The sequence below is a fragment of the Streptomyces sp. VRA16 Mangrove soil genome, assembly GCF_017377775.1.
GTDB lineage: Bacteria > Actinomycetota > Actinomycetes > Streptomycetales > Streptomycetaceae > Streptomyces.
This window is the reverse complement of the sequence record NZ_JAFVLN010000023.1, coordinates 41,489-66,544: the sequence shown is the minus strand read 5'-3', so window position 1 is coordinate 66,544 and position 25,056 is coordinate 41,489. Positions and strand designations below refer to the sequence as shown.

Below are 25,056 nucleotides of genomic sequence, written 5' to 3'. Positions count from 1 at the left end.
GCGCCGTGCGACCGGATGTGAACCCTGGGCGAGCGGACGACTCCATCAAGTGATCGGTTTTGTAAGGCAGTTGGCGATCAGACGGCCGCCAGCGTCGGTACCACGCGGGTGGCGAGCAGCGTGAGGGCGTCCGCGTCCGTGGTGCCCGGCTCGGCCGTGTACACCATGACCCGCAGGTCGTCGCCCGCGACCGTGAGGATGTCGCAGTCCAGGGTGAGCGAGCCGACGTCCGGATGGTCGACGGTCTTGCGGGCCGCCACGTGCCGGCCCACCGTGCCCGACGCCCACAGCTCGGCGAACCGGGGACTGGCCGCCCGCAACTCCGTCACCAGCGCCGACAGCTCCGGGTCCGCCGGATAGCGGCTCGCCGTCGCCCGCAGATCGGCGACCAGCGCCACCTCCGTCGCGCGGCGCTCCTCCGGGCTCTGGCGGACCCGCCCCGGCGCGCCGGTGAAGGTCCACCACACGCCGTTGCGCCGGTGCTCGCGCCAGGCGGGCCGCTCCCCGAGCAGCGCCGTGTGCAGCGGGTTCGCCAGCAGCAGCGTCCAGGCCGCGTCGAAGACGGCGACCGGCGTCCCGGCGAGCCGCTCCAGGAGACGGTGCACGCTCGGCGTCAGCGCGCCCGGCACCCGGTCGCGTCCCGGCGGCACCAGACCCGCGAGCCGGAACAGATGCTCACGCTCGGTTTCGGACAGCCGCAGCGCGCGGGCCAGCGCCTCCACGACCTGGTCCGAGGGGTGGCTGGCGCGGCCCTGTTCCAGCCGGGTGACATAGTCCGCGGAGATCCCGGCGAGCAGCGCCAGCTCCTCGCGGCGCAGCCCGGCCGCCCGCCGCTGCCCGACGGGGGTGAGCCCGGCCGACTCGGGCCGGACGCGATCCCGCCACCTGCGCACGGCGGCCCCGAAGTCGTTGCTCATGCCCCTACTCTGCCCTCTCCCGTACGGAACTTCCTGGTACCAGGAGTCCCAGGAAGACGGGACGGCTGGCTGGCCGGACCGCCGCGGCGGACGCTGGATCCATGACCACGACACTCATCACCGGGGCCAACAAGGGCCTCGGCCGCGAAACCGCCCGCCGCCTCGTCGAGGCAGGCCACACCGTCTACATCGGCAGCCGCGACGCCGAGCGCGGCCGCCGCACCGCGCAGGAGCTCGGCGCCCGGCACGTCGTCATCGACGTCACCGACGACGAGTCCGTCGCCGCGGCGGCCCGCACCGTCGAGGCCGACGGCGGTGTTCTCGACGTACTCGTCAACAACGCCGGCGTCGAGGGCCGCACCGCCGACAACGGCATCGTCGCCCCCGCCGACGAGACCGTCGACACGCTCCGCCCGCTCTTCGAGACGAACGTCTTCGGCACGCTCCGCGTCACCCACGCGTTCCTGCCGCTCCTGAACCGCTCCGCCGCGCCCGTCATCGTGAACGTCGCCAGCGGCCTCGCCTCGATGGCCCTGATCACCGACCCGGCCGCGCCCGCGAGCTTCTACCCGGGCATCGCGTACCCGGCCTCCAAGACGGCCGTCAACATGCTCACCGTGCAGTACGCGAAGGCGTTCCCGAACATCCGGGTCAACTCCGTCGAGCCCGGCTTCACCAAGACCGACCTCAACGGCAACTCGGGCACCCAGACCGTCGAGGAGGGCGCCGAGATCATCGTCCGGATGGCCCAGGTCGGCCCCGAGGGGCCGACGGGCGGCTTCTTCGACGCGTCCGGGCCCGTGCCCTGGTGAGCCCGGGCCGCGGGATCAGCGGTGGCTGCGGTGCGCCGTCCGCGGCCCGACCTCGCGCAGCAGCTCCAGCGCCTCGTACGTCGCCGAGCCCGGCGGCGGGGTGTAGATGACCAGGCGCTGGTCCTCGGCCGGGGTCAGCAACGCCTCGTAGTCGAACTCCATCGCGCCCACCACCGGGTGCCGCAGCCGCTTGCGGCTGGTGCGCCGGACCGCGACCTCGTGCAGTTCCCACAGCGCGGTGAACTCGGCACTGGCGTCCCGCAGCCGGTCCACGAGGGCCAGGGCCGTCGGGTCCGCGCCCCGGCGGGCCACGGCGGCCCGCAGATCGGCGACGTGCTCCCGGCCGTGCGGATCGTGCTCCTCCTCGGGATACGCCTCACGGACGATCGGCATCGTGAACCACATCCAGACCAGGTTGCGGTTCTCCTCCTCCACCGTGCAGGTGCAGCCGAACAACGACTCGGCCTGCTCGTTCTGCACGAGGAGGTCGCCGAGGTCGCTGAGCAGCTGGGCCGGGGTGCCTGCCAGCCGATCCATCAGGTGCAGCAGCCCGGGTCGCACATGGTTGCCTGCGAGGGGCCCCGCGGGCGGACGGTGCCCGGCCAGCAGGTACAGGTGGTCGCGTTCGTCGGTGCTCAGCCGCAGCGCCTTGGCGAGCGCGGCCAGGATCTGCGGGGAGGGCTGCGGGCTGCGCGCCTGCTCCAGCCGCATCAGATAGTCGGCCGACATCCCGGCCAGCTGCGACAGCTCCTCGCGGCGCAGACCGGGCGTGCGGCGGCGCGGCCCCGCCGTCAGGCCGACCTCCTCGGGGCGCAGGCGCTCCCGGGACCGGCGCAGGAAGTCGGCGAGTTCGGCGCGGTTCATCATGCCGCCCATCCTGCCCGCCGCCGTGCAGCCAAGGACCGCCGGTCCTAGGGAAAGCGGTCCGCTCCTCACGCGCGGCGTGCGCTGCCAGGCTCGTCGCCATGACGACATGGCGAACTGAAGGAAAAGGCAACGGACTTGTCCTGGTGCACGGCGCCGGCCCCGGTTCGGTGACGTGGCAGGACATGGTCTCCCGTTTCACCGACCGGTACACCGTGATCCTCCCCGACCTCTCCGGCAGCGACCCGGTCGCGGACACCGGGGAGCCGCTCACCGTGGCGGGACTCACCGACGAACTGGCCACGGTCGTCGAGGAGTTCGGCGGCGGCCCCGTCGACGTGGTGGGGCACTCCCTGGGGGCCGTCGTGACGCTCTCCCTCGCCGCGACCCGGCCCGACCTGGTGCGCCGCGCGGTCCCGGTGGCGGGCTGCGGCCACACCGAGGACGCGTACGTGCAGAACGCGATGCGGGTCTGGCTCGAACTCCTGGACCGTGAGGAGACGTTCGCCCGCTTCGCGATGCTGACCGCGTTCAGCGGGGCGTACCTCAACAGCCTGAGCCCCGAGGCGCTCGACGAACTGGCCGCCGCCTTCCGCCCCGCGGGCCGGGCCCGGCAACTGGAACTGGTGCTGCGGCTCGACATCCGCGATCTGCTGCCCCGGATCCAGGCCCCGACCCTGGTCGTCGGCTGCACCCAGGACGCGCTGATCCCCGTACACCTCTCCCGCGAGATCCACGCCGCCGTACCCGGCAGCTCCTACACCGAGCTCGACTCGGGACACGTGGCACGGGCCGAACGCCCCGAGGAACTGGCCCAACTGGTAAGGGACTTCCTTGCCTAGGCAGGTTCACGGGCGTCCCGGGACTTCTGTCCTCCTGCGGCGCCGGGCACCGCGCGCAGATAGGTGTCGAGGGCCGCGGCCCCGGCCAGCATCGCGCGCCCGCGCGCGGTCAGCCGGTCCTGCCAGTCGCGCAGGGTGGCCTCCAGGGCCCCGGTCCCACCCGCTGCCCGTACCTGGTCGATGACCGGGGTGATCTGCTCCAGCAGATAACCCCCGCGCCGGAGTTGATGCGCGAGCCGGGCGTCCCGCACGGCGGCCTCGTCGTAGACGCGGTACCCGGTCTGCCGGTCGCGCCGCGGCCGGACCAACCCGGCCCGCTCCCACTTGCGCAGCGTCGCGGGCCGGATGCCGAGCTCCTTGGCGAGCGGCCCGATGAACCGGACGGCGGGCCCGGAGGGGGCGGCCACGGGTTCCAGGCCGCGCAGGGCACGCTCCACGTCCCGCAGGGTCCTGCGGTCGTCGAGGAGCTGGACGTGGCTCTCGTCGACGATCCGCAGCGCGTCGTCGACGGTATCGGCGTGCACCGCCCGCATGATCGCCGTCGCCGTCGCATGACCGTGCCCCGGGACCAGGGCGAGGAACGCGTCCAGGGCGACGGCGTGCAGCGGCGTGTAGGTGCGGTAGCCGTGCGGCGTCCGGTCGGCGGCGGGGAGGATGCCCGCCTCCTCGTAGTTCCGGATCGCCTGCGTCGACAGCCCGTGCGGCCGGGCGAGATCGACAGGCCGCAGCCGACGCTCCGTTTGAGGGTTCCTTGCCACGTCACCAGCCCAGTCCCGGTAGAACTCTGCGGTGGTCTCCAAAAGTCTCCACCGAAGGTTCAACGATAGCGTTGAAGGCATGGCAGCACACGACAGCACAGGCATCAAGGAATCCGCCCTCCCGCTCGGCGCGGCCGCGCTGATGCGGCTGCTCCCGGCCCGGCCGCGGCTGCTCGCCCTGGGGGAGCCCACCCACGGCGAGGACGAGCTGCTGCTCCTGCGCAACGACCTGTTCCGGCAGCTCATCGAGGACGAGGGCTACCGGGCCGTCGCGATGGAGAGCGACTGTCTGCGGGGTCTGGTCGTGGACGCGTACGTCACCGGCGGCGCGGGCACCCTCGACGACGTCATGGAGCGCGGCTTCAGCCACGGCTTCGGGGCGTCCGCGGCCAACCGCGACCTCGTGCGCTGGATGCGCGCGTACAACGAGCACCGCCCGGCGCCGGAGCAGGTCCGCTTCGCCGGGTTCGACGGCCCGTTGGAGATCACCGGGGCCGAGAGCCCCCGGCAGGCCCTCACCGCGCTCCACGGCTACCTCGCGGCGCGGGTCGACCCGGCGCTGCTCCCGTGCACCGAGGACACGCTCGACGAACTGCTCGGCGCCGACGCGCGCTGGACCGAACCGGAGGCGATGACGGACCCGTCCCGCTCCCCGGGCAGGTCGGAACGGGCCGTCGCCCTCCGTGTACTCGCCGACGAGTTGACATCCCTCCTGGCGACGCAGACCCCGCAGCTGCTCCCGGCGGGCTCCCGCGAGGACTGGCACCGGGCGCGCCTCCACGCCCGTACCGCCGTCGGCCTGCTGCGTTACCACCACGGCATGGCCGACCCCGCGCCGAGCCGGATGACCCGGCTCCTCGGAGTGCGCGACGCGATGATGGCGGACAACCTCCTCGCCCTCGCCGACCGCGGCCCCACCCTGGTCTTCGCCCACAACTCCCACCTCCAGCGCCACCGCAGCAGCATGCGCATCTGGGACCACCCGCTCCTGGAGTGGTGGAGCGCGGGCGCCCTCGCGGCGGCCCACCTGGGCGAGGAGTACGCCTTCGTCGCCATGGCGCTGGGCACCCTCCGTCACCAGGGCGTGGACACCCCGCCCCCGGACACCCTCGAAGGCCGCCTCTACGAACTCCCCGACCACCGCACCCTCATCGACCCCGCGCACCTGACGACGGCCTTGGCCGCCGCCACGCTCGCACGACGCGAGTCACCCTGGTTCGGCTACGCGCCGCTGGACCCCGGACATGTGACGGACTGGCAGGGGGTGGTGTTCGTCAAGGACGTGCCGCGGGTTCCGGTGGCCTGAAGGGGCGGAAGGGGAGCAGGCGAGTGAACGTCACCGCCGCCACTCCTCGTTGAAGCCGGGCCGGTCCGCGTAGGCCAGGGCGAGCAGGTGGAGGGTGTCCTCGGCGGCGCCGAGCCCGCCGTAGGGGCCGGCCTCCGCGCCGCCGTCCGCCGTGGCCAGCAGGCCCGACATCAGGTTGACGATCTTGCGCTTGGCGTCGACCTCGCGCAGCACCCGGGCCGGCACGTCGCAGTCGCAGACGGCGCCCGGCGCCGCGTGGAACATCGCCATGGTCGCCTTCACGGATTCCGCGTCGCCTTCGAGGTAGGCGTGGATGTCGCATTCGAGCGTGTGCCAACTGCTCGCCGCGCGCGCGTCCTCGTCGAGCTGGGCGCCGAGCCACTTGGTGAGGTCATCCATCGGGCGGCTCCTGGGCTGCGGGCTTCGTCTTCTCGGCCTCCGCGCGGACGGGCCGGGTCGGTCTCCCGGGCGGGTTCGGCGGTACGCGTCGACTGTATGCGGCGGTGGCGGGCCACGTCTTCTCGATTGCCTCCCGGCTTCGGGCCTCACCTCGGTGCGGGCGGGCACCGGGGATTGTCAGTGCCCGGTTGTACGGTGAGCGTCGTCCAACAGTCCCGCTGCGACTGGTGGTTGCTCGAATGCGCCCCGCCGGTTGACGACCCGGCGGGGCGTGCGGGGCGCGCGGGGCGCGCGAGGGCGGGCACCCTGCCGACCGGGCCGGGGCGCACGGGTGCGGGCCCCTCAGCCCGCCGACTCCGCCGCATGCGGACTCAGCACCCCCACGCTCACCAGCACGATCAGCGCGACGCCGAGCGCGACGCGGTAGTACACGAACGGCATGAAGCTCTTGCTGGAGATGTACCTCATCAGCCAGGCGATGACCGCGTACCCGACGCCGAAGGCGATCAGGGTCGCGAGGGCCGTCGGGCCCCAGGAGACGTGGCCGCCCTCGCTCGCGTCCTTGAGTTCGAAGACGCCGGAGGCCAGCACGGCGGGGATGGCGAGCAGGAACGAGTAGCGGGCCGCGGACTCGCGCGTGTAGCCGAGGAAGAGACCGCCGCTGATCGTGGCGCCGGAGCGGGAGACGCCGGGGATCAGGGCCATCGCCTGGCAGACGCCGTAGATCAGGCCGTCCTTGACCGACAGGTCCTTGAGTTCCTTGCGGGGGCGGACGGCCCGGTGCCGGCCGCCCAGTTCGTCGCGGGCCGCGAGGCGGTCCGCGACGCCGAGGATGACGCCCATCACGATCAGGGTCGTCGCCGTGAGGCGCAGATCGCGGAACGGGCCCTCGATCTGGTCCTTGAACGTGACGCCGAGGACACCGATCGGGATCGAGCCGACGATCACCAGCCAGCCCATCTGCGCGTCGTGGTCACCGCGCAGCGTCCGGTCGGTCAGCGACCTGAACCACATGGAGATGATCCGCGCGATGTCCTTGCGGAAGTAGAGGACGACCGCGGTCTCCGTGCCGAGCTGGGTGATCGCGGTGAACGCCGCCCCCGGGTCGCTCCAGCCGGCGAAGGCCGCCGTCAGCCGCAGATGCGCGCTGGACGAGATCGGCAGGAACTCCGTAAGCCCCTGGACGAGTCCGAGAATGAATGATTCGAACCAAGACATGAAGGAGTACGCGATCCAGGGGCCGGGGACAGGGGCCGGCGGTGCGAACGCGCCGGACGTGCGGGGACATGTGTGCTTTCGTCACATCCGTCACGGCCGCACGCGTCAGGCACTGTAGCCCCCGAAAGTGACGGGACAGCGACAATAGCTAGACATCCGTCTCACGCTGAGCCGACAGCAGGGTGTCCCCGGTCGGCGTGCGGAAGTACAGCACCGAGCGCCCGGCCCGGCGGCGGCCCACGAGCCGGGCGTCGAGCAGCACCTTCAGATGCCGGCCCACCGAACCGAGCCCCTGCCCGGTCAGCGCCACCAGCTGGGTCGTCGTGAGGGGCTGCCCGAGCAGCACCAGGACCTGGGCGCGGGCCGTCCCCAGCAGCGCGGCGAGCGCGTCCGGCGGCGCGACCCGGCCCGCGTCGGCGAGCGCGCCCGCGCACGGGTAGACGATCGCGTACCGGTCGGGCGGCTCCGGCGAACCGGGCACCGGCTCCGGCCAGGACACCCAGCCCTGCCGCGGCGTCACCGGCACGAACAGCAGCTGCGCGCCCGAGATGTCCCGCGGCGGATAGTCGTGGGCGTTGATCCGCAACTGCCCCTCGCCCAGCCAGCGCATCGTCGGCCGCATCGCGCCGAACGCCGCCGCCCAGCCGCCGACCGTCAACTCCCTGGTCCGCGCGACCACATCGGCCTCGATGACCCGGCGCCGCCGCGGCCACTCCGGCAGCACCGCCGCCCGCCACACCCACTCCAGGAGCGCCGCGGCGCGCTCGGCGAGATCGTCGCGGGCCGCGAGCGCGGGCGGCAGCGGGCCCGGCGACGACACCGCGAGGTCCGCCCGCACGGTGTCCGAGGGGGCCGCCGCGATCCGGGCAAGACCCTCGTCGAGGTCCAGGGCCTCGCGCCCGTACGGCGTGACGGTGAGGAAGTCGGCGGTCCAGGTCGCGCCGAGCGCGGCCCGGATCAGCGCCGCGGTGACCGGGTCCGCGGCGAGCCGGGCGCGGTAGGCGGGCAGGTGGGTGTCGAGCCAGCGCCGTTCGCCGGGGTGCGCGGCCGTGGGGGCGGCGAGCTTCTTCAGGCTCGCCGTGGCCTCCGCGAGCGTCGACACGACGAACCGGCTGCTCGCGAGCGTGTCGGCGTCGACCTGCCAGATCCCCACACCGACCTCCGGACCGCATCTCTCGGCTCTCGTTTCGCCGTACCGCGAAACATTAACGCCGAACGGCGGCACCGGCGCAGCCTCCCTCCATGCGTACGTACCGCGATCTCTTCGCTGCTCCCGAATACCGGCCGTTCTTCGCCGCCTGTTCGCTGCAGGTCGCCGCCCAGACGGTCAGCGGCCTCGCCCTCGGCGCGCTCGTCTACGCCTCCACCGGTTCCCCGTTGCTGTCCGCCCTCGCCATGTTCGGCCCCTCGCTCGCCCAGGTCGTCGGCGCGCTCACCCTGCTCTCGGCCGCCGACCGGCTGCCCCCGCGCTCGGCCCTCGCCGGCCTCTCCCTCTTCCTGGCCGCCGCGACGCTCCTCCAGACGGTGCCGGGCCTGCCGACCGCGGCCGCCCTCGCCGTCGTCCTGCTCCAGGGCGTCCCCTCGGCGCTCGGCGGCGGCGTCCGTTACGGCCTGCTCACCGACATCCTCGACAAGGACGGCTATCTGCTGGGCCGTTCCGTCCTGAACATGAGCACCGGGATCTGCCAGATCCTCGGCTACGCGCTCGGCGGACTCCTCGTGACCGTGCTCTCGCCGCGCGGCACCCTGCTGATCGCCGTCGCCCTGTACGTCCTGTCGGCGGCGACGTCCCGCTTCGGCCTGTCCGCCCGCCCGCCCCGGGCCACCGGGCGCCCGTCCCCGCGCGAGACGATGCGCGGCAACGCCCGCCTGTGGTCCTCGGTTCCGCGCCGCTACGTCTATCTCGCGCTCTGGGTCCCCAACGGCCTGATCGTCGGCTGCGAGGCCCTGTTCGTTCCGTACGACACCGCGCACGCGGGCCTGCTCCTCGCGAGCGCCGCGCTCGGCATGCTCGCCGGCGACATCGTCACGGGCCGCTTCCTGTCCCCGAGCCTGCGCGCGCGCCTCGGCGCGCCCCTCCGTCTCCTCCTGGCCGCCCCGTACCTGGTCTTCGCGATCCGCCCGGCGCTCCCCGTAGCCCTCCTCGCGGTGGCCCTCGCCTCCGTCGGCTACTCCGCGAGCCTCCTCCTCCAGGAACGCCTCGTGGCCCTCACCCCCGACGAACTCGGCGGCCACGCCCTGGGACTGCACACGGCGGGCATGCTGACGACGCAGGGCGTGGGCGCCCTCCTGGCGGGCGCCCTGGCCCAGGCCTTGTCCCCGGCGACGGCGATGGTGGTCCTCGCGGTGGTGTCGGTGGGCGGGACGCTGGGGCTCGGGCGGGGGCTGCGGGGGCCGGTCCCGGTGGCCGCGGCGGCCTGACCCGGGCCGCGCAGACCTGTTGACCCTCGAAGACCGCGGCACGTAGTTTCGACCCCGGAGAAAGCGCTTGCTATCCCTGGCGGACGGCAGGCATCCGAACCACCGAGCCACCGATGGAGTGCTGATCGCGCCCATGCGCAACGCCCCCGCCCCACACCGCTCAGGCCCCCGTACCCACCGCCTCAAGGCCGCGATCGTCGGCACCGGCGGCATCGCCCGCGGCAGCCATCTGCCCGCCCTCCAGCAGCTCGCCGCCGAAGGGGAGGCGGAGGTCGTCGCGGCCGTCGACATCGACGACGCCGCCGTGCGCGCCTTCTGCGCGGACGGCGGCATACCGCACCCCTACACCGATCTCGGCCGGATGCTCGACGAGCAGCGGCCCGACCTCGTCACCATCTGCACGCCGCCCACCCTGCACCGCGAACAGACCGTCGCCGCGCTGGATTCCGGCGCCTGGGTGTGGTGCGAGAAGCCGCCGTGTCCCTCGCTGGAGGAGTTCGACACGATCGAGGCCGCCGAAGGGGCGGACGGCGGGCCGTACGCGGCCGTCGTGTTCCAGCACCGGTTCGGCTCCGGCGCCCGGCACGTGCGGGAACTGCTCGCCAAGGGGGAGGTCGGGCGGCCGCTCGTCGCGCACTGCCAGACCACCTGGTACCGGAACACCGAGTACTACGCCGTTCCGTGGCGCGGGCGTTGGGCCACCGAGGGCGGCGGCCCCGCGATGGGCCACGGCATCCACCAGATGGACCTGCTCCTCGACATCCTCGGGCCGTGGGCCGAAGTCCGCGCCATGGCCGGCCGGTTGGTGCACGACGTGGAGACCGAGGACGTGTCCACCGCCCTGGTGCGGTTCGAGAGCGGCGCCCTCGCCACCGTCGTGAACAGCGTGCTGAGCCCCGACGAGGTCAGCCGCATCCGCATCGACTGCGAGCGGGCGACGCTGGAGCTGACCCACCTGTACGGGTACGGGAACGCCGACTGGACGATCACCCCGGCCCCCGACGTGCCCGCCGAACTGGTGGCGTCCTGGCGCGCGTTCGGGGAGGACGTGCCCAGCTCGCACCTCGCCCAGCTGCGCGAGCTCGTTGCCTCCATGCGCGCCGGTGAGCGGCCGCGCAGCAGCGGGCCCGACGGGCGGACGAGCCTGGAGCTGATCGCCGCGCTGTACAAGTCGGCGTTCACCGACGTGACCGTCCACGCCGGGGAGATCGGCCCCGGCGACCCGTACTACTCCGCCCTGCACGGCGGCGCCCCCGGCTGGGCGCCCACCCAGGAGGCCGACCATGGCTGAACCGCTGCACGTCGTCCACGCCCACGGCGAGCGCGTCACCGTCACCGAACCCACCACCGGCGTCGAGCTGTTCGCTTACGTCTACAAGCCCGAGGCCGCGTGGGAGGCGCCCAAGCCGTACCTCCACCCGATCCGCACCCTCGCCGGTGCCGCCGTCACCGACTACCGGCCCAACGACCACCGCTGGCACAAGGGCCTGCAGATGACCGCCTCCCACCTCTCCGGGCAGAACCTATGGGGCGGCAACTCCTATGTCCACGGGGAGGGTTACCTCGCGCTGCCCGAGCGTGTCGGGTCGATGGCGCACATCGGCTTCGACGCGATCGAGGCCGACGCCGACGGCGGTCTCGTCATCGCCGAGCGGCTCACCTGGCACCCGTACGACGGTGAACTGTGGGCCGAGGAGGCGCGCCGCATCGAGGTGCGCGACGTCGACCCGGTCACCGGCTCCTGGACGCTGACCTGGACCAGCGCCGTCACCAACCGCCGCGCCGAACCGCTCCGCTTCGGCAGCCCCACCACCCACGGGCGTGAACTCGCGGGCTACACCGGCCTGTTCTGGCGCGGACCGCGCGCCTTCCGTGAGGGCCGGGTGCAGACCGCCGACGCGGAGGGGCCGCAGATCATGGGCACGCAGGCGCCCTGGCTCGCGTACAGCGGGGAGCACGACGGCATGGACGGGCACGCCACGCTCGTCTTCGAGCACGCCCCGGAGAACGACCACGCCGGGCGGGACGGGGCGCACCCGGCGCACTGGTTCGTGCGCAACGAACCGTTCGCCGCCGTGGCCCCCTCCCTCGCCTTCCACGACGAACTGGTCCTGGAGCCCGGCGACACCCTCACCCGCCGCTACCGTGTCGTCGTCGCCGACGGCGCGTGGGAGCGGGAGGAGATCGCCAAGTACCTCGCGGAGCACCCGTGGTGAGCCCGGAAGTACCTCGCAAAGCACCCGCGGTGAGCCCGGGCGGGACGTTCGCGGGCCTGCCCGGCGGTGTCGCCGTGTCCCACCTGTCCGTGTACGACTGGCCCGCCGCCGATGGCCGCTGCGGCGGCACCCCGCATCTGCACCTCACGTGCAGCGAGGGGTACGTCGTCACGGGCGGGCGGGGCGCCGTGCAGACGCTCACCGCGTCGGGGTTCGAGGAGACGCCGCTCGTCGCGGGGACCGTCGCCTGGTTCACGCCCGGCACCATCCACCGGCTGGTGAACGAGGACGGGGAGCTGCGCATCGTCGTCCTCATGCAGAACGGCGGGCTCCCGGAGGCCGGCGACGCGGTTCTCACCCTGCCGCCGGAGCATCTGACCGACCCGGAGACGTACGCGGCCGCCACCGCGATCCCCGCCGACGCCCCCGAGGCGGAGCAGGAGCGGGTGGCGCGGGCCCGGCGCGACCTCGCCGTCGAGGGGTACCTGCGGCTGCGCGAGCACCCGGAGGAACTGGCCGCCTTCCACGCGGCGGCGGCCCGTCTCGTACGGCACCGGCTCGACGCCTGGCGGGAGCGGTGGGAGCGCGGGGCGGCGGCCGCGTCCGCCGCGACCGGGATTCAGCTCGACCGGCTCGCCGCCGGGGACGCCGGACACCTTGAGGATGCCGTGGTCCGCTCGGAACTCCCTTCCGCACGGGGGAAGTTCGGGATGTGCGGGCGGCTCGACGTGTATCCGGGGCCGTCGGCCTGAGCGCCGGCCGGGGCACCTCGCGGTGACCCGGCCGGTCAGAACCAGTGCAGACAGTGCGGCGGGCGCTCGCCCCGGAACAGGGCGTCGGCGGCGGCCGCCGCGTCCGGGTGGTGGGCGCGGACGTGACCGGCGCGCACCAGCGTGCTCGGGGCGGTCCCGCCGAGGTAGACCGAGCCCAGGTCCCGCACGTCCAGGGACAGGTCGGGCTCCCGGTCCGTGGGGACGCAGTCGGCCTTGCCGTCCCTGACCGTGAGCAGATACCGGCCGTGCTCGGCGAGGAACGGGTCCTCGACGTCGAGGACCAGCTCGCCGTCGGTGAACCAGCCGCGCGCGGTCAGCGCGCGCGGGACGTCGAGGAGCCGCACCCACAGCCAGTCGGTGTCGCCCCCCACCTCGCCCGCGCGGAAGTCCGCGAGCTGCCAGCGCAGCGGGTGCCCGGGCGGCACGTGCCGGAACACCACCTTGGAGACCAGGTCGTGGCCGAGCACGAACCGGGCCAGGGCCGTGACGACCGCGTCGTCGGTGGCGATGGTCTCGTCGACCGTCAGGGTCCGGTCGTCGCCGATCGAGTAGCTGGCGTACCCGTCCGCGACACCGGCGGCGTCCCGGTGGACGGCGACGAAGCGCGGCGCCGGCGCGACCGGGGGCTGGCCCGCGCGCAGCGCCCACCAGCGGTGCGGCCGGGACAGCGCGCCGGGCCGGGCGCGGCGATAGCGGTCGTAGACCTCTTCGAGCAGGTCACGGCAGTCGGCGCCGCGCAGCACCTCGACCGACCCGGCCGCCGGTGCGCCGTCGGCCGTCGCGTGCGCCCGGGGGAGCGCGAGGTCGGCCTGGTGGCGCTGCACGGTCAGCCGCTGCGTGTACGTCGCCGGTCCGTAGCCGAACCGGCCGTAGATCGGGGCCTCGGAGGCCAGCAGCACGGAGAGGAACTCACCGCGGGCCCGCACCGTGCCGAGCTGGTGCCGCATCATCGCGCCGAGCACCCCCTGGCGCCGGTGCGAGGGCAGGACGCCGACGGCGGTCACTCCGGACGTCGGGACGAGCGCCCCGCCGGGCAGGGTGAGCTCGAAGGAGTACGCGGCGGTTGTTCCGACGGGCCGCCCGTCCGGGGCCACGGCGAGCAGACAGCGCTCCGTCTCCAGCGCCGACCACCAGAGCCCGCCGCCGTCGACCGGGGTCTCGGTGAACCGCCCGAACGCGGTGTGGACGGTGTCGAGGAAGACGTCGAAGTCCTCGTCGGTCGTGGGGCGTATCTCCATCGCCGGTGCTGCCTCCTCGGAGTTCCCGCACCACGACGGGTGGCGCCGGGACACCATGCAGCGATCACCCGTGACCGGGTCAAGCGAATTAACGCCGCGCGGGCTCGGGCGCCACCGCGTCGGGGGCCTGCGTGCTCTTCGCCGGGCTCCACTTGTGCCGCTTGAACCAGGCCACCAGCGCGCCGCCGAGGCCCGTCACCGCGATGAACCCCATGGCGATCAGGAAGGCGGGGGACGTCGGGGCCGAGGCGCGGGCGCCCGCGACCACGTACGCCGCCGTGTTCGGGATCGAGCCGAGCGCCGTCGCGAGCAGGAACGGGGCCCAGCGCATCCGGGAGATCGACGCGCAGTAGTTCGCGGCCCAGAACGGGACACCGGGGAACAGCCGCGCCGCCAGCATCGAGCGGAAGCCGTGCCGGCTCAGCTGGCCGTCGGCCGCCTGCAGCCACCGGCCGCGCAGCAGCGGGCGCAGCGCGTCCTGGCCGAGCATCCGGCCCAGGCCGAACGCGACACCGGCGCCGATCACCGTCCCGCCGATCGCGCCGAGCAGCCCGAGCTGCGAACCGAACAGGGCGCCCGCCGCCAGATTGAGCAGCGGCCGCGGCACGAACGCCACCGTGCACAGGCCGTACGCCACCGCGAACAGGACGAGCGCCAGCGCGCCCGTCATCTGCTGCGGCCAGCCGTTCTCCAGCAGCCGCTGCGGCTCGAAGAGCAGTACGCACGTCGCGGCCGCCGCCAGCAGCATCACCAGGAGCGACAGCCGCGACCAGGGGGAGAACAGCACCCTGGAGCAGCGCGCGGCGAGCCCGGCGGGACGGGCGGGGACGGTGTCGAGCATCCGGGGAGAGTAACCGACCCGTACATAAGATCGCCGTAGGTTGTGTCTCACTTTCCCGACCATCCCGTCCTGACCAGCACGTTCCGACCAGCACGTGCCGACCAGCACGTGCCGACCCGCACATTCCGACCAGCACGTTCCGACCAGTACCTTCCGACCCGGCACAGGGGAGAGAACATGTCCGTCGCCGCGGTGCCGCCCAGCGCCTACGCCGACCTCGTCCTCGACCGGCTGCCCGCCGTGTACGGCGCCGCCGCCGACCCGGCGCGGGCCGCGCGGATGCGCGCGTACATGAAGGACGTCGCCCCCTTCCTCGGCCTGCCGTCCCCGGCGCGCAGGGAACTGTCGAAGGCCGTCCTGAAGGGGACCGCCCCGCGGCCCACGGAGAGCGACCTCACCGCGCTCGCGCTGCGCTGCTGGGCGCTGCCCGAGCGCGAGTACGCGTACTTCGCCGTGGACTGTCTGCGCCGCCACGTCCGCCGCCTGTCGTCCGGCTTCCTGCCGGTGGCCCGGCATCTGATCACCACCGTGCCCTGGTGGGACACCGTCGATCTGCTCGCCGCGCACGTCGTCGGCGGCCTCGTCGCCGCCGACCCGGAGCTGACCGCCGTCATGGACGCGTGGATCGAGGACGCCGACCTGTGGGTCGCGCGGACCGCCCTCCTGCACCAGCTCCGCTTCAAGGACGCCACCGACGCCGACCGGCTCTTCGCCTACTGCCTGCGCCAGGCCGGGCACCCCGACTTCTTCATCCGTAAGGCGATCGGCTGGGCCCTGCGCGAGTACGCCAAGACCGACCCCGACGCCGTACGGGCCTTCGTGGCCGCCCACCGGGACGTGCTCGCGCCGCTGTCGGTGCGGGAGGCCCTGAAGAACGTAACGGCGTAACTGCCGTGTGAGGCGCGGAAAATCGTTCGACGCGCGGCGACGGGTCGGCGATGATCTGCACCATGTTCCGGCACGCCTTCCTCGCAGCTACGTCCGCAGTCGCGGACGCTGCTCAGGCTGCCGTTCTCCCGGCCGCATACGCAGCCGCAGCCGCAGCTGCTGACGGCGCGCGAAGCTGACCCTCTCCGGACATTCCGGCGGACCCCGCAGGGGGAGGGTCGGTCCGGCTCAGGGGTCCCCGCCTCACTCACAGGAGGCCGCACTTTTTCTGTTCCGGAAAGGAACACCCAGCCATGCCCAAGACGGCATACGTGCGCACCAAGCCGCACCTCAACATCGGCACCATGGGCCACGTCGACCACGGCAAGACCACCCTCACCGCCGCCATCACCAAGGTCCTCGCCGAGCGCGGCACGGGGACGTTCGTCCCGTTCGACCGCATCGACAAGGCGCCCGAGGAGGCGCAGCGCGGCATCACCATCAACATCGCGCACGTCGAGTACGAGACCGACACCCGGCACTACGCGCACGTGGACATGCCGGGCCACGCCGACTACGTCAAGAACATGGTCACCGGCGCCGCCCAGCTCGACGGGGCGATCCTCGTCGTCTCCGCGCTCGACGGGATCATGCCGCAGACCGCCGAGCACGTGCTGCTCGCCCGGCAGGTCGGCGTCGACCACATCGTCGTCGCGCTCAACAAGGCCGACGCGGGGGACGAGGAGCTCACCGACCTCGTCGAGCTGGAGGTCCGCGAGCTGCTCTCCGCGCACGGCTACGGGGGCGACTCCGTGCCCGTCGTACGGGTCTCGGGGCTCAAGGCCCTTGAGGGCGACCCCCGTTGGACGGCGGCCGTCGAGGCGCTGCTCGACGCCGTGGACACGTACGTCCCGATGCCCGAGCGGTACGTGGACGCGCCGTTCCTGCTGTCCGTCGAGAACGTCATGACGATCAGCGGACGCGGCACCGTCGTCACCGGTGCCGTGGAGCGCGGGCGCGTCCGGGTCGGCGACCGGGTGCGCGTGTACGGAGCCGATGCCTTGAAGGAAGGGGAGACCGTCGTCACCGGCGTCGAGACCTTCGGCAAGCCGATGGACGAGGCGCAGGCCGGGGACAACGTCGCCCTGCTGCTGCGCGGCGTCGCGCGCGACGCGGTGCGCCGCGGGCACGTCGTCGCCGAGCCGGGCAGCGTGCGTCCCGCCCGGCGGTTCACCGCGCAGGTGTACGTCCTGTCGGCGGCCGAGGGCGGACGGGCCACGCCCGTCACCACCGGCTACCGGCCACAGTTCTATCTGCGCACCGCGGACGTCGTCGGTGACATCGACCTCGGCGAGGTCGCCGTCGCGCGGCCCGGCGACACCGTCGCCATGACGGTCGAGCTGGGGCGTGACGTGCCGCTGGAGTCCGGCCTCGGCTTCGCGATCCGCGAGGGCGGGCGGACCGTCGGCGCGGGCACGGTGACGTCCGTCGAGTGAGCCGCGGGGGCGGGTCCGGGACCGTGGTGTCCCGGGCCCGCCCCCGTACGTCACACGGTCCGCCGGCAGGGGACGGGCCGGGCGTGGGAGGTCGCGGTGGCGGACAGGGCACTCGTACTCGGCGGCGGCGGACTCGCCGGCATCGGCTGGATCTCCGGAATCCTGCACGGGCTCGCCGGGGCGGGCGCCGACCTGTGGGACGCCGACACGGTCATCGGCACCTCGGCGGGCGCCGTCGTCGGCGCACAGCTCACCTCCGGGAAACTCACCCCGACGACGCTGTACGAGCGTCAGCTCGCCGCTCCCGCGGGCGAGCTGACCGGACACCTCGGCTCGGCGGCGACCTTCCGGTACGCCCGCGCCGCGCTGTCCTCGCGCACCATCGAGTCCTACGGACGCAAGCTCGGCCGGATGGCCCTCGCCGCCCGCACCCCCGACGAGGCGGCCCGGCGCGCGGTCATCGCGGGCCGCCTCCTGTCGCACGACTGGCCCGAGCGGCGGCTGCTCGTCACCGCCGTGCAGGCGCACACCGGGGAGTTCCGCGTCTTCGAGGGCGCGTGCGGGGTCGGACTCGTGGACGCCGTCGCCGCGAGCTGCGCCGTGCCCGGCGTGTGGCCGCCCGTCACCCTCGACGGCGCCCGCTGGATCGACGGCGGGACGCGCTCACCGGCCAACGCCCACCTGGCCGCCGGGCACGACCGGGTGGTCGTGATCGCGCCCATCGCGGCCGGCGGCGGCGTGCTGCACGCGGCCCGCACCCAGGCGGCCCGGCTCGCCGACGCCGGGGCCCGTGTCACGCTCATCACCCCGGACCGGGCGGCCCGCACCGCCTTCGGCCGCAACGGCCTCGACCCGGCCCGCCGGGCGCCCGCCGCCCGGGCCGGCTTCGCCCAGGCGGCCGCGCACGCGGCGGAGGTGGCGCGGACGTGGTGACGGGGCGGCCGGGAGCGGCCGGGACCGTGTGCGCGTGGCCACCCGGCCGCCGGGACCCCGGCACAATGGGCGCGTGAACGCATCCGACCCCGAGCCGATACCCGAGCCGCTACTGGACCCGGTCCCCGTCACCCGCGCCGTCGACCACGGCACGGCCAAGCTGCTGCCCGACGTGGACCGGCGCAGGGCCTGGCTGCTCACGGTGGACGGGGCGCCCCAGTCGTACGTGGATCTGGACGACCCCGAGTACCTGGAGTTCGAGTACGCGCGACGCCTCGGTCACGTACTGGACTGCGCCGGCGACGAGGGGCGGCCGGTTGATGTGCTGCACCTCGGGGGCGGCGCCCTCACGCTGCCCCGTTACGTCGCCGCCACCCGGCCCGGCTCCCGGCAGGACGTCGTCGAGGCCGACACCGGGCTGCGCGCCCTGGTCGCCGAGCATCTGCCGCTGGCGGACGGCGGCGCGGGCATCACCGTGCACGGCGGGGACGCGCGCGCGTGGCTGGCGGCGGCGCCGGAGGACAGCGTGGACGTGCTGGTCGCCGACGTGTTCGGCGGCTCCCGGGTCCCGGCCCATCTGACCACGGTGGCGTACGCGCGCGAGGCGGACCGGGTGCTGCGCGACGGCGGCACCTACGCGGCGAACCTCGCCGACGGCGCGCCGTTCGCCTTCCTGCGCTCCCAACTCGCCACGTTCTCCGCGGTGTTCGCCCATGTCGCGCTGGTCGCCGAGCCCGCCGTGCTGCGCGGCCGGCGCTTCGGCAACGCGGTGCTGCTCGCCTCCCGGGCCGACTTCGACGTGCAGGAACTGTCCCGCCGCACGGCCCGCGACGCGTTCCCGGCCCGTGTCGAGCACGGGCGGGCGCTGCGCCGCTTCATCGGGGACGCCGCGGTGGTGACGGACGCGGACGCGGTGCCGTCGCCGGAGCCGCCCGGGGGCTCGTTCAGCGTGGGGTGAGGGTCAGTCCTGTTCCGCGGGCCGGGGTGGCACCGGTGCGGCGTCCGCCCCCGCCACGGCCGCCGAGACCGTCCCCGTCACTCCGGCCGACTCGTCCGGACCGGGGCCCGGGGCCGCGGCGCCGAGGGCGACCTCCGTCGACTCGCGGCGGCGCAGATTGCGTACGTCGGGCACGAAGAGCACCGCGCCGGTCGCCAGGACGACCAGCGCCGCGCAGCCCCACAGGGACGCCGTGCGGCCGAACGCCGACTCGGCGGGGCCCGCGAGGGCGGTGGCCACGGGGACCATGGCCACCGAGCCGAACCAGTCGTAGGCGGAGACGCGGGAGAGCTTCTCCTCGGGGATCTCCTGGTGCAGGGCGGTGATCCAGGAGACGCCGAACACCTCGATCATGACGCCGCTGACGAACATCACGCCCACGAGCGCGGGCAGCGGCAGCGGGATCGCGAGGGCCGCCGACGGCAGGGCGAGGAAGAACACCGAGAGCGTCGCCGCGAACAGGAGCCGCTTGGGCTTGTAGCGCATCATCAGCAGGCCGCCGAGGATGGTGCCGACGCCGAACGCGCCGAGCGCGAAGCCCCACGGCCCGGCCCCGCCCAGCTCGTCGCGCGCCACGAGGGGACCGAAGACCGATTCGGCGGCGCCCACCGCGGCGACCACCACCGAGAACTGCGCGACGATGCCCCACAGCCAGGGCCGCGAGACGAACTCCCGCCAGCCGTCCCGCAGATCGGAGAGCAGCCCGCCGCCGGGGGCGCGCGGGGCGATGTGGCTCACGTCGAGGAAGCACCGCAGCGCGCCGGCCACCGCGAACGCGGCCGCGTCCACCGCGAGCACCCAGCCCGGACCGAAGGCCGCGACCAGCGCGCCGCCGAGCGCGGCGCCGCCCACCGCGGCACCGGACATCGCCATCCGGAACAGTGCGAAAGCCCGGCTGGCCTGTTCCCCGGTGACCGACGACATCAGCATGCCTTCGGCCGCGGGACTGAAGAACGCCTGGCCCGTGCCGCCGAGCGCGCTGAGCGCCATCATCTGCCACAGCCGGGGCTCGCCGGTGAGGACGAGCAGCGCGAAGGCGCCCTGCGAGAGAAAGCTCAGGGTGTTGGCCGCGACCATCACATGGTGGCGCGGCAGCCGGTCGGCGACGGCGCCGCCGATCAGCAGGAAGACCACGAGGAACAGCGTGCGGGCCGCCGCCACCAGACCCACGTCGCCGCCGTCGCCCCCCGCCTCCAGGACGGCGAACGCGGACGCGATCAGCGCCCCGTTCGCCCCGATCGCGGTGATGAACGCGGAGGCGGCGAGCAGCGTGTAGTTGCGCCCGGCCCACGCGGGGCGGCGCGGGCTCTTCGAGGCGGCGGCTGAGGTGGTCACTGGGGGACTATCCCTGGTCAGTGACGTTTCTGCCAAGCCGATGTGCAGTGCCGCCGCTGCCAAGCCGATGGCACGGGCAGAGGCCGGGCGCCCGCGCCGCCCGGCCCGCCGTCACGACTCGTTCGCGTCGTACAGCCGCACCGTGCTGAGGATCTTCATGATCGTCTTGTCGGAGACCGCACCCTTGACGCCGGTCGCGGCGTACAGGCTCCATGCCGCGTAGTCGCCGTCCGCCTGCTGGAACCCGAAGGTGATGGCCCGGCCGTCGCTCGCGCACTTCCCCTTCTGCGGGGTGTTCTTGGAGCGCGCCCAGGCGACGCTGCCCTCGATGCCGGAGGCCGTCGTGAACTTCTCGGCCTTCTTGTCGACGGTCAGGCTCTTCTTGTCCGGCTGGGTGAACGCGCCGAACACCCACCAGCCGACCTGGTTCACGGCCACCTGGTCGGTGTCCTTGGCGCCCTGTGCGCCCTTGGTGCCGACGGCGGCCAGGCTGCGGTAGTCGGTCGTGCCGTCCTTGTCCTCGTCGTCGCCGCACCACTTGGACTTGTAGAAGGCGGGCGCGGACATCAGGATCAGCGGCGTGGACTTCTTGCCGGTGACGTCCTCGAAGCCGATCATCTGCGAGTCGGAGCCGACCTCCCAGTCCGACGGCACGTCGAAGGCGACGCCGCGCTTGGGGTTCACGACCACCTTCCAGCCGGACACGGTCGGCTGCACCGAACCGCTGCCGTCCCGCGGGTTGGAGGTCTCCGACGCGCTCGCGCTCGGCGCCTTGCCCGCGGACTGCGAGGCGCTGGGCGTGCTGTCGCCGCCCTTCGCGTCGTCGTCCTTGTCACCGCCGAGCACCAGGAAACCGGTCACGCCCGCGGCGACGACCACGGCGACGGCCGCGCCGATCGCGACCCACTTCGTCGTGTTGCCGCCACCGCCGCCGCCGGAGCCCTCGGGCCCGGAGGGCTGAGGGCCGCCGAGCGGGGTCGTCGGCGCGTTCCAACTCGGCTGCTGCTGGTACGGGTTCGGCTGCTGGTACCCCTGTTGCTGATAGGGGTTGGGCTGCTGATAGCCCGGCTGCTGGTACGGGTTGGGCGCCGGCTGTTGTGCCGGCTGGTGCGGGTTGTTCGCGTCCTGCGGGTTCTGCTCGCCCCCGGGCGGCTGCTGTCCTGGCCACATGGCCGTAAACGATAGAGGTTCCTGAGGACGGTGAGGCCGCCGCCCTGTACCGGACGTGCAACGGTTGCCCGCGCGGCGCTCAGGAGTCCTGGGTGTCGACGAGCCGCATGGTGGCCAGAATGCGGCGGATCGTCGCATCCGGAACCTCGTCCTTCACCCCGGCGGGGCCGACGAACGACCACGACAGGATGTCGCCGTCCGGGTTCTGGAACGAGAACGTCGTCGCCTTCCCCTCGGTCGTGCAACGGTCCTTCTTCGCCACGCCGTCGGAGGAGGCGGACGCCAGCGTCCCGGTGAGGCCGGACGCCGTCGTGTAGGACCGGCTCGCGTCGGAGTGCACCTGATCGCGCCGCTGGGCGTACATGCCGTAGACCCAGTCGGCGGCGTCCCTGCGGGCGGCCTCCTGAGGTGTCCGCGCTCCGTTGCCGCCCCGGCTGCCGGCGAACCCCAGCGGCCAGTCGTCCTTCGTGCCGTCCCGGTCCGAGTCGGCCGAGCACCACTTCTCCTTCAGGAACGCGGGAGCCCGCATGCCGATGAGGAGGGCGTCGCTGTCGGGGTGCTTCGGGTCACCGACGGAGGTGACCCAGTCCTCGGACTTGAGCGCCCACTGCGCCGGCACGTCGAAGGCGACACCGGCGTTCGGATTCACCACCGGCTTCCAGCCCTTGACCGTGGCCTTCACCCCGCCGCCCCGGCGCGGATCGCCGGACTCGGTGGGCGACGCCCGGGTGCTGCGGCCGGACCCGGTGGGGCCGGGCGCCGGATCGTCGCCGCCGTCGCGGCCGATCAGCAGGACGCCGGTGACACACGCGGCGACCACCACGGCCGCCCCCGCCGCGACCGCCACCACGGCCGTGCGACGACCGCGCCCCGGAGACGGCGGAGGCGGCGAACTGCCCGGCTGCGTGGGTGAGTTCCACGGCTGCTGCTGGTGGTACCCCGGCTGGAGGTACGGGTTCGACGCGCGGTCCTGCGGAGGGTGTGTGCCGTCCCCCGGACCCTGCTCTCCTGGCCACATGGGAGGTCAGCCTAGGGCCTGTCCCGTAAGTCGTGCTTCCTCTGACGGGCCAGGGCGCAGTCAGACAAGTCGGTGGCAGGCTGACCGCCGGTAGGAGACGATCGCGCCGTGCAAGGGGCCTGCTCTTGCCGGCTGCGGCCCAATTCATTGAGCGGTGTGGTGCCGTGCTGACGTCGGATCGATTCTTGGCCCGGTGCCTTCCACGCCGGGTCGGAGAGGACACGTGTGTCGCTCGCTCTTGAAGATCGCTTGGCCATCATCGAACTGATCTCGCTGCATGGTCATCTCGTTGACAACGGAAACCTTGACCGGTTCGAGGAGTTGTTCACCGCCGATGTGGTCTACGACCTCACCGACTTCGGCCAGGAACCGCTATCGGGGGTGGCGGCCGTCCGAGAAGCGGCATGGGCGCTGGGAGGGGCCAACCCTGTCGCGCATCACGTGACCAACGTCGTCGTCACGGCGTCGACGGACGGCCAGGTACAGGTCCGTTCCAAGGGGCTGGGTATCAAGGCGGATGGCTCCTGCGGTTCCGTCTCCTATGACGACACCGTCGTTCGCACCTCTGACGGCTGGCGGATCAGCCATCGCAAACTGTCGTCGCGCCGAACTCCCCTGGGCGGGACGACAAAGGCAGGTTGACCAGGCACAGCCCGACTTTGAGGAACGCGCGCGGCCAGAATCGCAGCGTCGCTGACCTCGATCTCTCCCGCTATGCCGCGTACCTGACGGCGATGAGGGGCGACTCCCGCAAGCAGGAGATTCGGTCGGCCCTCGTGTACTTCGCCGTGAAACCCGCGAGGCCGAGGTGCACCAGACCCCCGCCCTCCCTCAGGATTATGAGGAGGCGCTGGTTCACCTGCTGGGCAAGGTGCGGGAGAACAAGAAACTGGAGGCTCGCGTCGCGGAGTTGGAGCCATCGGCGCAGGCCTGGGATGTTCTGGCTTCGACCGAGGGCGACTTCGCGCTGCGGGAACAATGGCGTGTCGTATGCGAAGCATGCCGCGCGCCTGGTGGAGCGGCAGACGTCGTACGCGCATCCGCGGACGAAGGAGCAGGTGTTGTCGAAGCAGCTGCGGGTGACGGTGCAGGGGTTGCGGTATCTGCATCGCCGGCTGGGTGGTGAAGGCTCGCTGCAGCTGGGACAGGAGGCCGCCTGACCCACCTCCGCGCCCCTGCTTCCGCCTCTCGCGGTAGCGGGGGCGCTGTCGTGCGCCGTTCTACGCCCTTGCGGCAGCCGGCCTTCCACCTGACGGTGAACGCTCAACTGATGGTTTCTCACCACTGGGGGCGTCGTGAAGGACAGGTGGAACCAGTTATCCGGCCAGGCTCAGTTGTGGCAGGCGGCGGCGTTGGAGCGGTGGGTGGCGGGCAGGACGGCGAGGGCTCGGCTGATCCTGCGCCGGAACCTGGCGCTGAAGGCGGCGCACGACCGCGGGATGCAGGTCGAGGCGATGGCGCGGCGACTGGGGTTACGGCCGCAGACGGTCCAGAGGCTGGTGAATAACCCCCGGCGAGAGGCGAGGAATGCGGCCGGACTCCAGGAGGTACCACCCCTGCCCGGGGATGAGCAGCTGCCAGACGCGGGCTGAAGACAGCGTCCGCCGGCCTGCCCGTCGTCCTCGTTGTCGGCGGGCGTCGGCACTTCCCCCGTCCCACCGCATGCCTGGCCGGCTCTATTCACGCGCCATGGGTCTGGCTCAGGTTTTGTGGCAGGGGAGACGCTATGTCACTACTCGACATCGAACAGCGGGATCGACGGTGTTGGCGGGGCAAGGACCGTGCGAACACGGGTGAGGTTGGCTCGCCATTGCTTCCAATCTGCCGGGTCGACCCAGTTCGAGGCTGGCCCGGCCTCCTCGCTGATGACGCGGGCGAGGGCCTCATCCGCGAGCGTCCGAAGATCGTCAGGGAAGACGGGCAGGGGTTCTTCAGGGCCGCAGGGTGTGTCGATCGGCTCGCCGCCAGGGCACTGCGCCGCAATCAACGCGGCTGCGGCCACCGCTTCTTCTCCTCCGGTGAGCCAGCCGACGGCATCGACGGTGCGCGTGAGAACGCCACGAATCAGTGCCGCGCGCTCCTCGGGCCTGGCGGCGTCGAGAGCGTTGGCGAAGTCCGCGGCCGTGTCGTTGTCGAAGGGGCCAGTGTCCCAGGTTCCCATGTTGATCTCCTCGTATGGCTGCGCCGGGATCCTCGCATCAGCCGCTGACATCGCGGTCACTGTGCGAGCAGTACTCGCTTAGGTTCTGGCACAGATCTTGGGGAGCGACCGCGGAGGGTGACCACGTATTCGACCGAAAGGGGTCGGAGGTGGGTTGGGCGGAGTTCGCTGCAACGCCGGTCAGTCGGGAGTCGGACTGCGGCCATCATCGCGGGTGACTGATTGGACCGTTGAGGCTCGATCATCACTCATGGCGGTGTAGACGGTCACGATCGAGGCGACAGCGTGGACTTCGACTGGTCCAACGATCCTCAACGGTCGACCCAGCCCATGGCGGCCTCCGTCGCGTTCAGCGTCCTCCCACGGCTTGAGCGGGGCAATCCCACCCCTCGCATGCGCGGGATGAATACGCCTTCCGGTCGATGCCACCGCCGGTTCCTTGATGCTTGGCTGCTTGCGAGGTGCTGATCGGGC

Annotated in this window: 25 protein-coding genes; 13 read left to right on the top strand and 12 right to left on the bottom strand. The window is 72.9% G+C overall.

The features are described 5' to 3' along the window. Window positions 1-77: 77 nt before the first annotated feature. Window positions 78-917 carry a helix-turn-helix transcriptional regulator gene (locus J3486_RS39350; RefSeq protein ID WP_207828804.1) on the bottom strand — a complete coding sequence of 280 codons (840 nt, stop codon included), beginning with the start codon at window positions 915-917 and terminating at the stop codon, window positions 78-80. Window positions 918-1,018: 101 nt separating this feature from the next. On the opposite strand from J3486_RS39350, the gene J3486_RS39345 reads away from it, so the two are divergent. After that, window positions 1,019-1,729 carry an SDR family NAD(P)-dependent oxidoreductase gene (locus tag J3486_RS39345; RefSeq protein WP_207828803.1) on the top strand — a complete coding sequence of 237 codons (711 nt, stop codon included), beginning with the start codon at window positions 1,019-1,021 and terminating at the stop codon, window positions 1,727-1,729. Window positions 1,730-1,744: 15 nt separating this feature from the next. Here the strand turns inward: J3486_RS39345 and J3486_RS39340 are convergent, their stop codons facing one another. Further along, complete coding sequence (locus J3486_RS39340; protein ID WP_229379337.1) at window positions 1,745-2,593, bottom strand: helix-turn-helix transcriptional regulator; 849 nt, start codon at window positions 2,591-2,593, stop codon at window positions 1,745-1,747. Window positions 2,594-2,694: 101 nt separating this feature from the next. Here J3486_RS39340 and J3486_RS39335 point away from each other — a divergent pair, with 101 nt between their 5' ends. After that, window positions 2,695-3,435, top strand: a complete 741-nt coding sequence (locus tag J3486_RS39335; RefSeq protein WP_207828801.1) for an alpha/beta fold hydrolase — start codon at window positions 2,695-2,697, stop codon at window positions 3,433-3,435. On the opposite strand, the gene J3486_RS39330 is transcribed toward J3486_RS39335, so the two are convergent. Continuing rightward, window positions 3,432-4,193, bottom strand: coding sequence for a TioE family transcriptional regulator (locus J3486_RS39330; protein WP_207828863.1), 762 nt, complete (start codon window positions 4,191-4,193; stop codon window positions 3,432-3,434). The two genes, J3486_RS39335 and J3486_RS39330, sit on opposite strands and share 4 nt — an antisense overlap. Window positions 4,194-4,272: 79 nt before the next feature. On the opposite strand from J3486_RS39330, the gene J3486_RS39325 reads away from it, so the two are divergent. After that, the gene (locus J3486_RS39325; RefSeq protein ID WP_207828800.1) at window positions 4,273-5,499 is read left to right on the top strand and encodes an erythromycin esterase family protein; all 1,227 of its coding nucleotides are present in this window, start codon (window positions 4,273-4,275) and stop codon (window positions 5,497-5,499) included. A 30-nt stretch (window positions 5,500-5,529) separates the two neighbouring features. Here the strand turns inward: J3486_RS39325 and J3486_RS39320 are convergent, their stop codons facing one another. The 3 genes from J3486_RS39320 to J3486_RS39310 all read right to left on the bottom strand — a co-directional run bounded on the left by J3486_RS39320 (window position 5,530) and on the right by J3486_RS39310 (window position 8,269). Further along, window positions 5,530-5,898 carry a DUF6221 family protein gene (locus J3486_RS39320; protein WP_207828799.1) on the bottom strand — a complete coding sequence of 123 codons (369 nt, stop codon included), beginning with the start codon at window positions 5,896-5,898 and terminating at the stop codon, window positions 5,530-5,532. Between the two features lie 342 nt (window positions 5,899-6,240). Further along, the gene (locus J3486_RS39315; RefSeq protein WP_207828798.1) at window positions 6,241-7,116 is read right to left on the bottom strand and encodes an undecaprenyl-diphosphate phosphatase; all 876 of its coding nucleotides are present in this window, start codon (window positions 7,114-7,116) and stop codon (window positions 6,241-6,243) included. A gap of 148 nt (window positions 7,117-7,264) precedes the next feature. After that, a complete protein-coding gene (locus J3486_RS39310) occupies window positions 7,265-8,269 on the bottom strand; it encodes an ArsR family transcriptional regulator (protein ID WP_207828797.1) in 1,005 nt (334 codons plus the stop codon). An 89-nt stretch (window positions 8,270-8,358) separates the two neighbouring features. Between J3486_RS39310 and J3486_RS39305 the strand changes: the two genes are divergently transcribed. The 4 genes from J3486_RS39305 (at window position 8,359) to J3486_RS39290 (ending at window position 12,505) form a co-directional block, all read left to right on the top strand. After that, window positions 8,359-9,537, top strand: a complete 1,179-nt coding sequence (locus J3486_RS39305) for an MFS transporter (protein ID WP_207828796.1) — start codon at window positions 8,359-8,361, stop codon at window positions 9,535-9,537. 133 nt (window positions 9,538-9,670) lie between these two features. Then, window positions 9,671-10,828, top strand: coding sequence for a Gfo/Idh/MocA family protein (locus tag J3486_RS39300; protein WP_207828794.1), 1,158 nt, complete (start codon window positions 9,671-9,673; stop codon window positions 10,826-10,828). Continuing rightward, complete coding sequence (locus J3486_RS39295) at window positions 10,821-11,753, top strand: PmoA family protein (protein WP_207828793.1); 933 nt, start codon at window positions 10,821-10,823, stop codon at window positions 11,751-11,753. The genes J3486_RS39300 and J3486_RS39295 overlap by 8 nt, the downstream gene beginning before the upstream one ends. Before the next feature lie 29 nt (window positions 11,754-11,782). After that, window positions 11,783-12,505 carry a cupin domain-containing protein gene (locus J3486_RS39290; RefSeq protein ID WP_207828792.1) on the top strand — a complete coding sequence of 241 codons (723 nt, stop codon included), beginning with the start codon at window positions 11,783-11,785 and terminating at the stop codon, window positions 12,503-12,505. A gap of 35 nt (window positions 12,506-12,540) precedes the next feature. Here J3486_RS39290 and J3486_RS39285 read toward each other — a convergent pair whose 3' ends face one another. Next, window positions 12,541-13,764: a GNAT family N-acetyltransferase gene (locus J3486_RS39285; RefSeq protein WP_207828791.1), complete on the bottom strand. Its 1,224-nt coding sequence runs from the start codon at window positions 13,762-13,764 to the stop codon at window positions 12,541-12,543. A gap of 88 nt (window positions 13,765-13,852) precedes the next feature. After that, window positions 13,853-14,605, bottom strand: coding sequence for a TVP38/TMEM64 family protein (locus tag J3486_RS39280; protein WP_229379319.1), 753 nt, complete (start codon window positions 14,603-14,605; stop codon window positions 13,853-13,855). Window positions 14,606-14,782: 177 nt separating this feature from the next. Between J3486_RS39280 and J3486_RS39275 the strand changes: the two genes are divergently transcribed. From J3486_RS39275 to J3486_RS39260, 4 genes are all read left to right on the top strand, one after another. Further along, entirely contained in the window at window positions 14,783-15,493 is a 711-nt protein-coding gene (locus tag J3486_RS39275) for a DNA alkylation repair protein (RefSeq protein WP_207828790.1), read from the top strand. A gap of 293 nt (window positions 15,494-15,786) precedes the next feature. Beyond that, window positions 15,787-16,968, top strand: coding sequence for an elongation factor Tu (gene tuf, locus J3486_RS39270; RefSeq protein ID WP_207828789.1), 1,182 nt, complete (start codon window positions 15,787-15,789; stop codon window positions 16,966-16,968). A 96-nt stretch (window positions 16,969-17,064) separates the two neighbouring features. After that, entirely contained in the window at window positions 17,065-17,901 is an 837-nt protein-coding gene (locus tag J3486_RS39265; protein WP_207828788.1) for a patatin-like phospholipase family protein, read from the top strand. A 73-nt stretch (window positions 17,902-17,974) separates the two neighbouring features. Then, window positions 17,975-18,859 carry a spermidine synthase gene (locus J3486_RS39260; RefSeq protein ID WP_207828787.1) on the top strand — a complete coding sequence of 295 codons (885 nt, stop codon included), beginning with the start codon at window positions 17,975-17,977 and terminating at the stop codon, window positions 18,857-18,859. A 3-nt stretch (window positions 18,860-18,862) separates the two neighbouring features. Here the strand turns inward: J3486_RS39260 and J3486_RS39255 are convergent, their stop codons facing one another. The 3 genes from J3486_RS39255 to J3486_RS39245 form a co-directional block, all read right to left on the bottom strand. Beyond that, on the bottom strand, window positions 18,863-20,233 hold the full coding sequence (locus J3486_RS39255) for an MFS transporter (protein WP_307805126.1): 1,371 nt from the start codon (window positions 20,231-20,233) through the stop codon (window positions 18,863-18,865). 111 nt (window positions 20,234-20,344) lie between these two features. Next, complete coding sequence (locus J3486_RS39250; protein ID WP_207828785.1) at window positions 20,345-21,403, bottom strand: hypothetical protein; 1,059 nt, start codon at window positions 21,401-21,403, stop codon at window positions 20,345-20,347. A gap of 79 nt (window positions 21,404-21,482) precedes the next feature. Then, window positions 21,483-22,421, bottom strand: a complete 939-nt coding sequence (locus tag J3486_RS39245; RefSeq protein ID WP_207828784.1) for a hypothetical protein — start codon at window positions 22,419-22,421, stop codon at window positions 21,483-21,485. A 249-nt stretch (window positions 22,422-22,670) separates the two neighbouring features. On the opposite strand from J3486_RS39245, the gene J3486_RS39240 reads away from it, so the two are divergent. Both J3486_RS39240 and J3486_RS39235 read left to right on the top strand, forming a co-directional pair. Next, entirely contained in the window at window positions 22,671-23,063 is a 393-nt protein-coding gene (locus J3486_RS39240; protein WP_229379318.1) for a nuclear transport factor 2 family protein, read from the top strand. A 341-nt stretch (window positions 23,064-23,404) separates the two neighbouring features. Further along, the gene (locus J3486_RS39235) at window positions 23,405-23,581 is read left to right on the top strand and encodes a hypothetical protein (RefSeq protein ID WP_207828781.1); all 177 of its coding nucleotides are present in this window, start codon (window positions 23,405-23,407) and stop codon (window positions 23,579-23,581) included. Between the two features lie 572 nt (window positions 23,582-24,153). Here the strand turns inward: J3486_RS39235 and J3486_RS39230 are convergent. Further along, window positions 24,154-24,582 (bottom strand): DUF4259 domain-containing protein, encoded by a 429-nt coding sequence (locus tag J3486_RS39230; RefSeq protein WP_207828779.1) that lies wholly within the window; start codon window positions 24,580-24,582, stop codon window positions 24,154-24,156. Window positions 24,583-25,056: the final 474 nt, after the last annotated feature.